The organism is Prosthecobacter sp. (assembly GCF_044373815.1).
In the GTDB taxonomy this organism is placed as follows: Bacteria; Verrucomicrobiota; Verrucomicrobiia; order Verrucomicrobiales; family Verrucomicrobiaceae; genus Prosthecobacter.
Window position 1 is genome coordinate 1 of record NZ_JBIPNG010000605.1, and the last position, 3,401, is coordinate 3,401.

Consider the following 3,401-nt stretch of genomic DNA (forward strand, 5'->3'; position numbering starts at 1 on the left):
ACGGCCATGTCCACGCCTCAGCTGCGTGCCGTGCGCGACGAAATCGTCGAGCGCATGAAGGATGAGCATGCCACACCACCCGACGTCAAAGACGGCAATTTTGAGAGCCAGTGGATCATCCTCGTCTACGGCAGCGTCATGGTTCACATCCTCACGCCGGAAAAGCGCGAGTTCTACGCCCTCGAAGAACTCTGGGGAGACGCCCCTGAAATGGCGCTGAACCTTGAGCCGCCTGCACCGCCACCGGAGCCGAAAGCGCCAAAACCCAAGGCGGCCAAGAAAGCTGCCGTGAAAAAGGTGGCTGCTAAAAAAGCTCCGGCGAAGAAGGCCGCTGCAAAGAAAGCGCCCGCGAAAAAGGCCACGAAGAAGACCAAGTAGGACGACCGTACGGTTTGTATTTCCAAACAGCGAGCGGGACGCTTGCACTGCGAGGCTGAATTCGCTAAAACAGCAGGCATGCCCGCCCGCATCCTGCTTGTTCTCGTTTCCTGCGCCCTGAGCGTCGTCATCGGCCTGGTCATCGCTCGCGGTGGCGCGGGCATCACGGCGGCAAGGCAGAGGCCATTGATTGGCCTTTCCATGGACACGCTCAAGGAAGAGCGCTGGCAGGTGGATCGTGATCTCTTCACCGCCAAAGCACAGGCCGCAGGTGCCGATGTTCTGGTGCAGTCCGCAAACAGCAATGACGCCGTTCAATTGCAGAATGTGGAGAGCCTCATCACGCAGAAGGTCGATGCGCTCGTCATCATTCCACACGACGGAGCGGCGATGGCCAAGGCGGTAAACCTCGCGCATCAGGCCGGAATCCCCGTGCTGTCTTATGACCGGCTCATCACGGACTGTGATCTGGATCTCTACCTGACCTTTGACAATGTGAAGGTCGGCGAACTGCAGGCGAAGTTCCTCGCGGAGCGCATCCCCGCAGGCGGCAAGCTGCGCCTCATCCGCATCTACGGCGCAAAGACGGACAACAACGCCAAGCTCTTCAAGCAGGGGCAGGACAACATCCTCAATCCGCTCATCGCTGCTGGTAAAGTGGAGGTCATTTTTGAAGACTGGGCCGAAGACTGGAAACCCGAAAGCGCCAAGAAGATCACCAATGCCGCCATCACCAAAAACGGCCCGAACTTCAACGCCATCCTGGCCAGCAATGACGGCACGGCTGGCGGAGCCATCCAGGCGCTGACGGAGGAAGGACTCGCCGGGAAAATCATCGTAACCGGCCAGGACGCCGACCTCGCTGCCTGCCAGCGCATCGCCCGGGGCACACAGGCCATGACGGTTTACAAGCCGATCCAAAGCATCGCGACGCAGGCAGCGGACCTCGCGCTGAAACTGGCACGCCGCCAACCCGTCATCGCGCGTGATGCGGTTGCCAACGGCAAGACTGACGTGCCTTCCGTGCTGCTGGATATCATCTCTGTCACGAAGGAGAACCTGCGCGAGACCGTTGTTAAGGATGGTTTCCGCAAGGAAAACGAAGTGTTCCAATCCTCCCAGCCATGATTTTACGTGCTCAAAACATCACGAAACGCTTTCCCGGCGTCACCGCCCTCAAGGATGTGTCCTTTGATCTTCGCGAAGGTGAGATCCACGCCCTCTGCGGTGAAAACGGCGCGGGCAAAAGCACGCTGATCAAGTTGCTCTCCGGCATTCACCCGCATGGCAGCTACGAGGGTTCGTTTGAGGTGAACGGAACTGAAGCGCGATTTGAAACGATCAAAGACGCGGAGCGTGCGGGATTGGCGGTGATTTATCAGGAGCTGGCGCTCGTTGAGGAGATGACGGTGGCGGAGAATATTTTCCTAGGCCGTGAGCCGCGCCGTTGGGGGGCCTTCATCGACTGGCCGCGCATGTATCAGGAAGCGCAGGTGTTGTTGAACCGCTTCAAGGTCGATCTCGATCCAGCCGCGCCCGTGCGCACGCTGGGTGTGGGGCAGAAGCAGCTCGTCGAAATCATCAAAGCGCTGGCCAAGGATTCGAAGATTTTGATTCTGGATGAACCAACCGCAGCGCTGGCCGAGCACGAGGTTTTGATCCTCCTCGACATCCTGCGTGATCTCCGCCAGCGCGGCATCGCGAGCGTCTACATCTCTCACAAACTCGACGAAGTCTTTGGCATTGCAGATCGCATCACGGTTCTGCGCGATGGCTCGACTGTGGGCACAAAAAACGCCGCTGACACCAGCAAGGCAGAGGTCATTCGCCACATGGTGGGGCGTGAGATCGGAGATCTCTTTCCCCGCCGCACCAGCCAGCCAGGAGAAGTGATTCTGCGCGTGGATTCACTGAGCGTGACCGACGCAGAAACCGGCAGCGCGAGGCTGCACGACATCAGCTTTGAACTGCGCGCTGGCGAAGTGCTGGGCATTGGCGGGCTCATGGGCGCAGGCCGCACGGAACTGCTGATGCATCTCTTCGGTGCCTGGGGACGCCATGTTTCCGGCAGCGTGGAACTGAATGGCCAGACTCTCAGCCGCCTTACTCCGGAAACGATCATTCAACGCGGCCTGGTACTGGCCTCAGAAGATCGCCGCCGCTACGGCCTGCATCTGGAGCAGGAGATTGGTTTCAATCTTTCGCTATCATCCCTGGCCAGCGTGGTGCGTGGCGGATTCATCCAGCGCAATGCGGAGATCCGGCGCAATCAAAGCATGTTCAATTCGCTCCGCGTCAAAGCGACCGGGCTCGAAGCGATCGTCGGCAAGCTCTCCGGTGGGAATCAGCAAAAGGTGGTGCTGGGCAAGGCGTTGCTCACGGAGCCCACGGTCATTCTTCTCGATGAACCCACACGCGGCATCGATGTGGGAGCCAAGCTGGAAATCTATGAGATCATCAACCAGCTCACCGCCGCAGGCAAAGCGGTGATCCTCGTTTCCAGCGAACTGCCGGAACTCATCGGCATGAGCGACCGCATTCTCATGCTCAACGCCGGCCGCATCGGCGGTGCCTTCAGCCGCGCCGAGGCCACGCAGGAAAATCTCATGGCCGCCGCCATGGGGCATGCGGGGTAAAACATCCTTACATTGTAAGCAGACAATGTTAGAAACAAAACGAGCCACCATCTTTGTGGACCATCCCGGTGACGAACGTCCACCAGATTTCATCTGGATGTGTGACTGGCTGGAGAAGTGGGAAGGCAAAGTCAAAGTTGCCAGTTACAGTTCCGGTGGATGGGAACATCTTTGGGATGTTGAGGGCCCAACCGAAGCGATTGACGAGATTCCTGAACGGATCACCTGCTGCAGTGCATGGGCGCAGCCCGAAATATACGGTAATCGTCGGCCTGGAGAGCATGATTAGTTGAAAACACCTTCGATTCCAGACGTTCGACAGTCAGCATTTTCTCCAACCATGATCCGATCTCTCTTTGCCTCCCTCCTGCTCGCGTCTGCCGCCAG

General features: G+C 58.6%; 4 protein-coding genes. All 4 read left to right on the forward strand.

Features of this window, described 5'->3' with window-relative positions; translation table 11 throughout:
- The coding region (rsfS, locus tag ACIREA_RS28975; RefSeq protein WP_397385802.1) for a ribosome silencing factor at positions 1-378 on the forward strand (378 nt) is incomplete at its 5' end.
- Positions 379-456: 78 nt separating this feature from the next.
- A complete protein-coding gene (locus ACIREA_RS28980) occupies positions 457-1,506 on the forward strand; it encodes a sugar ABC transporter substrate-binding protein (protein ID WP_397385803.1) in 1,050 nt (349 codons plus the stop codon).
- The gene (locus ACIREA_RS28985) at positions 1,503-3,014 is read left to right on the forward strand and encodes a sugar ABC transporter ATP-binding protein (RefSeq protein WP_397385804.1); all 1,512 of its coding nucleotides are present in this window, start codon (positions 1,503-1,505) and stop codon (positions 3,012-3,014) included. Before ACIREA_RS28980 ends, ACIREA_RS28985 begins: the two co-directional genes overlap by 4 nt.
- A 25-nt stretch (positions 3,015-3,039) precedes the next feature.
- Positions 3,040-3,303 carry a hypothetical protein gene (locus tag ACIREA_RS28990; protein WP_397385805.1) on the forward strand — a complete coding sequence of 88 codons (264 nt, stop codon included), beginning with the start codon at positions 3,040-3,042 and terminating at the stop codon, positions 3,301-3,303.
- The last annotated feature ends 98 nt before the right edge of the window (positions 3,304-3,401 follow it).

Excerpts from the sequence above, each read along its gene's own strand:
- ACIREA_RS28990 (WP_397385805.1), top strand. The coding sequence starts at position 3,040 with ATGTTAGAAACAAAACGAGCCACCATCTTTGTGGACCATCCCGGTGAC.
- ACIREA_RS28980 (WP_397385803.1), top strand. The coding sequence starts at position 457 with ATGCCCGCCCGCATCCTGCTTGTTCTCGTTTCCTGCGCCCTGAGCGTC.
- ACIREA_RS28985 (WP_397385804.1), top strand. The coding sequence starts at position 1,503 with ATGATTTTACGTGCTCAAAACATCACGAAACGCTTTCCCGGCGTCACC.